The organism is Fulvivirga aurantia, assembly GCF_009711475.1.
GTDB lineage: Bacteria > Bacteroidota > Bacteroidia > Cytophagales > Cyclobacteriaceae > Fulvivirga > Fulvivirga aurantia.
The window spans coordinates 1-6,617 of record NZ_SMMD01000726.1; the positions used below are offsets into that span (position 1 = coordinate 1).

A 6,617-nucleotide genomic window follows, 5' to 3' on the forward strand; every position below is an offset into this window, starting at 1 on the left:
GCAAAGCGAGTCTTTTTAATAAAGGCTGTTCCTCTGTTCCCTTCTTTAAATTATAATTTCTCTTTATACTCGAAAGCAATAACCTTCTTCCCCCATACTGTAAATCACCGGTAATCGAAGCTTTCAAATGAGCCAGGTGTATCCTTATCTGATGCATACGACCAGTGATTGGCTTACACGATACCAGCGTATGTTGTTTGTAGGCCTGTTTAGTATCAAAGTAAGTGACAGCATCTTTACCTCTCTTATCTACTTTAACCGTGCCATTAGCCAATTTATAAATAGGCTGGTCGTAGCGCAGATCTTCAAAGTCGTGAATGCCATCAACTACCGCGAGGTATTTTTTTCTTACTTCCCGATTTTCAAACTGCATTGACAAATGCCTGTAAGCCTCTGCATTTTTGGCAACTACTAGTGCTCCAGATGTCTCTTTATCTAATCGATGGCATAGCTGAGCATCAGGCAGGTATTCTTTGGCTAAAGAAAGCACCGTAACCTCATCATTGCGATCATCTAATGACGACATGAAAGGTGGCTTATTGATTACTATGTAATCATCACCTTCCCAAATTATAATATCTTTAAATTTCAATTTTGGCATGGGCCCGCAAAGGTATCCATTTTAGCCATGAGTTTTTTGATTGGAATGTAGATTTTGATTTGAGACAGCTTTACTCAGCAAAATGTGCCTCATCTTCTCCCGAAGTAAGTCTAAAGCTAAACTCTGATCCATGACCAAGCTTACTTTTCACATCCACTCTTGAATTGTGCCCTTCCATAATGTGTTTTACAATAGCTAAACCGAGACCTGTACCCCCTTTCTCTCGAGATCGACTTTTGTCTACCCGGTAGAATCGCTCAAATATTCTTCCTATATCTTCTTTAGGAATACCGTCACCATTGTCAGCAACAGTAATTAACACCTGAGATTTGAGCACTTTGAATGAAACAGTCACCTTGCTGCCCTCGCTCGAATATTTAATGGCATTGCTTATCAGGTTGGTCATCACCTGATTAATTCGTTGCCAGTCTCCATATACCATTACCTCGGTAGGAGTGCCTTTTTCAAACCTCAAATTAATGTCTTTCTTTTCCGCTTTATTCTCCAACTGATCAAAAACCTCTTCGGTTAACGATTTGATATCAAAATGTTCAAAATGCATTTTAATATCCCCGGTTTCTATTTGAGAAAGTGTCAATAAATCCTGCACCAGGATATCGAGTCCATCCAGGCTTTTGGCTGCTTTTTTCAAGAATTTAGTCCTTACGGTCTTATCCTTAACCGCTCCGTCTAATAAGGTATGCACAAAGCCCTGGGCAGCAAATATTGGGGTTTTGAGCTCATGGCTTACATCGGCAATAAACTCTTTTCTAAAGGCCTCTAGCTTTTTGAGCTCGTCTATCTCCTTCTGCTTGAGTGTGGCATATGAGAAGATCTCCTCGTTAATTTTCTTCAGAGGATTAAGCGGGTTGGATTTATTCTTTTCTATAGTCTTAAGTTCCTTTTTACGAAGCTTATCGAAAAGGTCGTAGATTTTATTAATCTCTCTAAAAATCAGAAACTCTAAGGCTATAAAACCTAATATGTATGAACAAGAAAAACTAATGAGAAAGGCTACGATGAGCGCAGTGCTGGTGACCTCAGGAAAAAGTGATAAAAAAGCAGTTGTAACTACAGCAATACAAGTTGCCAGTAGCAATGCTATAATCCGCGAACTAAATACCATAAATTAGTTTAGGCTAAACTTATAACCTACGCCTTTAACAGTTTTGATATACTCCTCTCCTATCTTCTCACGTACTTTTCTGATGTGCACATCTACTGTACGGGCAAGTACGTAAACATCAGATCCCCAGATGTTTTGCAGTAACTCATCTCGACCAAAGACCTTGTTTGGGTTTTGAGCTAAGAAATAGAGCAACTCAAATTCTTTTTTAGGTAGGCTTATTTCTTTCTTATCTGTTTTTATGGTGTAACTAGACCTATCGATGATCAGGTCTCCTATATTAATTTGGTTAGTTACTGTTTTCTTTTTGGAGTCTCGTCTAAAGAGTGCGCTTATGCGACTCATAAGGGCACGTGGCTTGATCGGTTTTGTGATGTAATCATCTGCTCCGACATCAAACGCGGCCACTTCTGAGTACTCCTCTGAGCGAGCCGTAAGAAAGATGATAAACGTGCCTGCCAGTTCGGGTATTTCTCTTAGTTGCCTGCAAGTTTCTACTCCATCTTGCTTTGGCATCATTATATCAAGCAGGATAAGCTCCGGGTGAAAGGTTTTCGCAATTTCAACGGCTTTTATACCATCGAGGGCTGTTTTTACTTCATAGCCTTGTTTTTCCAGGTTGTATTTAAGTAACTCCAGAATTGCTTCTTCATCGTCTACAACAAGCACTTTAATATCTTGCTTGTTTCCCATAATTATTCAAATTTGATGGTCAATTTTTTTTGCTAAACGCTCGCAAATTAAATTAAAAGTAGAGAGAATTTAGTTTAATGAAAAGTTTATAACATAATAATAACATAGACTTAACGCTGCCCTTGCCTATATTCCATGATCTCAATTTCTACCGCCCCAACGAACATTTCGGCTTTGATCTTCAACGGTACTTTATTCAGGTCATCTGAAATCCAAACTTTGATTGAGTTCTCTCCATCAAACAAGCTGTTTTCTGGCATGATGGGCGAAAGGATCAAGGAATTGATTTTACCAAGCTTTGTTTTCAACACATCCTTGCCCACATAACGAATGTTAAAATCGTATATCTCATCATCAAAAAAAGCATCAACTTTGATTATATCTCCTACTTGCAAGGTGTCAAAATTTAATGTACGCAGGTAGTAGTAACCACTTACCATATCCTGCACGTTGTTAGGCACTTTAAATTTTTCTGCTGGCCTCCATGTCTCCTTTTTATTATCGTAGGTTACAACAGACGCCCGGTGTTTATGCTGGTCAAAGTCTACGATCTCGTGCTTTCTGTACTTACCCTCTTCAATCTTGCGATAAAACTTATGACTAAATATTGCTGAAGTATCTATATAACTGCCCCAGTTATCTCTAATTCTGAGAAAGAGGTCAAACATACCTATAGATCGACCGTAGACATCGATTTTATAGCAACTGCGTCCATTGATTATATGAGTTTTATCACTTATAATCATTTCTCCTTCAGCGGCATTTACAAAACCGTAATGGGCTTTATATTTTATATATTCCCCTTTTTTGAAACTGCGGTGTTTGATATGGCGAAAGGCACCATTAGGTGGGCTATCAAATGAGAATAGCAGCGTAATTATAAAGAGGTATATTAACTGTTTTTTCATTTTGCCTACCTATGTTGATCAGAGATAAGGATGCTTTTCTTTCATATAACCAACAAATGGTCTTATCTGTCGGTTAAAATTATCTTGGTAAATCGAATCTAAAATAACCTGCTTTGATCGATAGCGCAAAAACGACATAAAGTATGTGTTATTGGGCACTTGTCCTTTTATAAATTTGAGAAACTCACCATTATGCAAAGAGAGGGTATCTGTCGAGTTCATGATCTGCTGAATTATCGCTTCTTTTTTTTGTTTCTTCTGCCCAGCTGACATTTCACCCATCGAAGCATATACCACCTCCAATGTGTCTACACCGCGCAATATATGATCGATGTACAAACGTTCATCATTTTGCTCGTCTTGGTATTCTTTGAGTTCTTCTGAGTCAATTCCATAGCGATCTTTCATAAATGCCAATGCTCCTTGATCACCTATAAACGATGCCAGATTTTCGTTAAACTCTACACTGTCTCTTACAAACACCGTAGCATGGACAAGCTCATGAATGATCAGGTTTGCCAGGTCCCCATAGCTCCGTTGAAGCATATTACTTAAAATAGGATCATTAAACCAACCGAGTGTAGACCAGCCTCCAACTGTTCTAATACCAGCATCTAATCCTTCTTTTTCTACTTTAAGCAGCTCCTTTGCGGCCAGTTCTTTATCAAAAAAACCTTTATAAGGTACACTTCCTAAAACAGGAAACCGCCATTCCTTAGCTTCAAATGCATAAGGTTTGCAGCCTGTTACCACCCATAGCACGGGTTCACCCTGCTGATCATAAATAGAAGTATAATTATCACTTTGATTGAGGCCTAGAGAGTCTACCGCATATTTTCTCACCTCTTCGATGAAGAGTAACTTCACCCTCACCGAATCCGGGACATTATCATTTGCCAAATAATCATCGATCGGTTGAGCTTCCCAAATAATGCTCATCTGTCCTTTTGCCTGACCTAAACCATAACTGATGAGGTTGAAATAATGAATAATCACTGCTGCTAGTATAACCAGCAAAAAATGAAGCACTATCCTCATTTAGACACTCCTTTTTTGAATGTATAGTCTAGATTGTAATTGAGATAGAAACCATGAGAAAACTCAAACTTGCTGTTGCCTAAATCATAGAAAGGCTCAAATCTTGAAGTTAAACTAAGATTTTTTGCCAGCTTCAACTCATGAAAAAATCTCATAATTAATAGCTCTCTCTCCTGCTCTGTGTGGTTGGGATTTTTAAAAGTACTAGAAACAGAAGGGTATAGTTGCCCCCCCATTATGGAAATAAATTCATGTCCTTTCCAATAGCTTAACATCAGCTCTACGTTAAAATCGGTCTCTGCTGTAGTATTTAGATAAATGCCACTCCCATTTTCAAAAGGCAGTAACCTTTCTGAGGAAAAATCCTGATAGAAGAGGTAGTAATTACTAAATCGTAATGCCTTTAATCGACCGTCCAATTTCAGTTTTAAATCTGCACCTACTGCCGTATTTACGTACGTTTGTAATGGATTCGGGTTATCATCGATCTGACCTCCCTTATGATAGACCACAAATTGCAGCGGCAGGCTTAGCGCGAGCTTTTCATTGTCTAAAATTTTATAATCCAAAGACAAACCTCCTGTAACTTCTTCCTGATCGGGGTCTCCTTTAAAAATCATTTTTTGCCAGTCTACCCAGAGATCTGCAAATAGCTTTTCTTTTTCCAGCTTTAGCTGAATGCCATTTTCTAAACGATCGATCAACACTTTCTCAAAATCATAAAGCGGCTCAACCAATCTGTGAGATATGCTTCCTTCTAGCGTACCAAAAATTAGCTGAACGTCATGCTTGATGTATTTAAACCTGTAGGTGGGTTCAATACTTTGATAGCCATTGGCACCAAAATCTTTCTGCAGAAAAATACCTACATCAAATCGTACATTAGGTAAAGGCTGGTAAGACAAATATGGGTTTACCTGATAGCCAAAAAGCGTATAGCCATCGGCAATTTTATTGAAGTATTCGTTGTTTTTATTAAAACCAAAGGTATTAACACCAAAGCCTAATTTACCAGAATCAAGCGGATCAATGCCTGTAGCTCTTTCAAAAGCAGTATTATTTAATTGACCACTTACCTGCCAGGAAAGTAGTACAAGGAAGGAAAAAATTGCGTATTTCATTTAGTAGCGCAATATAAAGAAGTGCTCATAAATGGTGTCAATGATTAGCCAAACATTTTTTGGTAATGAGGTTAATTTTTATCGGCATTAGTTAGTAACTTCACGGTTTTGGGAAACCCATAAAATTTGATCAAAAATGAGTGAAAAGGACGAAAAATTAAAGGCACTAAAACTTACCATAGACAAACTTGAGAAGACTTTTGGTAAGGGTGCGGTGATGAAGTTGAGTGATGAAAAAGTAGTAGACGTACCAGCCATATCGACCGGTTCACTTAGTCTTGATATAGCACTGGGTGTGGGAGGTATACCAAAAGGTCGTGTGATTGAAGTCTACGGCCCGGAGTCTTCAGGTAAAACCACCCTTACAATGCACTGCATAGCCGAGGCTCAAAAGAAAGGTGGTTTAGCCGCTTTTATTGATGCAGAACATGCTTTTGACAGGGTGTATGCTGAGAAATTGGGTATTGATACAGAAAACCTTTTAATCTCTCAACCAGACAGTGGTGAGCAGGCTCTAGAAATAGCAGAACACCTGATAAGATCAGGTGCTATCGATATCATCGTAATTGACTCAGTTGCAGCGCTTGTGCCCAAGGGTGAGTTAGAAGGTGAAATGGGAGACAGCAAAATGGGTCTTCAAGCTCGTTTGATGTCTCAGGCCTTGAGAAAACTTACTGGTACAATTAATAAAACGGGCTGTGCTTGTATATTCATCAACCAGTTGCGTGAAAAAATCGGTGTGATGTTTGGCAACCCTGAAACCACCACTGGTGGTAATGCCTTGAAGTTCTATGCTTCTGTAAGGCTAGACATAAGAAGAATTGGAGCTATTAAAGAAGGTGCCAATGATGTGACCGGTAACAGAACGAGAGTAAAAGTTGTGAAAAACAAGGTCGCTCCTCCTTTTAAAATGGTTGAGTTTGATATCATGTACGGAAAAGGAATTTCTAAAGTAGGTGAAATTTTAGACCTTGGTGTTGAACTTGAGATCGTGAAAAAAGCAGGTTCATGGTTTTCTTATGATGGAAACAAACTTGGCCAGGGACGTGATGCGGTTAAAAACCTATTGGAAGACAACCCTGAATTGATGGAAGAATTAGAGACTAAAATTAAGGCTAAAATCAAAGGCG

The 6,617-nt window shown here is 38.7% G+C and carries 7 protein-coding genes; 1 reads left to right on the forward strand and 6 read right to left on the reverse strand.

Translation table 11 applies throughout. The features are described from left to right. From E1176_RS08365 to E1176_RS08390, 6 genes are all read right to left on the reverse strand, one after another. On the reverse strand, positions 1–601 hold a 601-nt coding region (locus tag E1176_RS08365), incomplete at its 3' end, for an RluA family pseudouridine synthase (protein WP_155210157.1). Positions 602–671: 70 nt separating this feature from the next. Beyond that, entirely contained in the window at positions 672–1,727 is a 1,056-nt protein-coding gene (locus tag E1176_RS08370; RefSeq protein WP_155210158.1) for a sensor histidine kinase, read from the reverse strand. A 3-nt stretch (positions 1,728–1,730) separates the two neighbouring features. After that, entirely contained in the window at positions 1,731–2,420 is a 690-nt protein-coding gene (locus tag E1176_RS08375; protein ID WP_155210159.1) for a response regulator, read from the reverse strand. 110 nt (positions 2,421–2,530) lie between these two features. Further along, positions 2,531–3,328, reverse strand: a complete 798-nt coding sequence (locus E1176_RS08380) for a DUF3108 domain-containing protein (RefSeq protein WP_155210160.1) — start codon at positions 3,326–3,328, stop codon at positions 2,531–2,533. Positions 3,329–3,346: 18 nt separating this feature from the next. Further along, complete coding sequence (locus E1176_RS08385) at positions 3,347–4,366, reverse strand: aminopeptidase (protein ID WP_155210161.1); 1,020 nt, start codon at positions 4,364–4,366, stop codon at positions 3,347–3,349. Beyond that, complete coding sequence (locus E1176_RS08390) at positions 4,363–5,487, reverse strand: hypothetical protein (RefSeq protein WP_222933118.1); 1,125 nt, start codon at positions 5,485–5,487, stop codon at positions 4,363–4,365. The genes E1176_RS08385 and E1176_RS08390 overlap by 4 nt, the downstream gene beginning before the upstream one ends. A 136-nt stretch (positions 5,488–5,623) precedes the next feature. On the opposite strand from E1176_RS08390, the gene recA reads away from it, so the two are divergent. Continuing rightward, positions 5,624–6,617 (forward strand): recombinase RecA (recA, locus tag E1176_RS08395; RefSeq protein WP_155210162.1); only part of this gene is annotated, 994 nt, incomplete at its 3' end.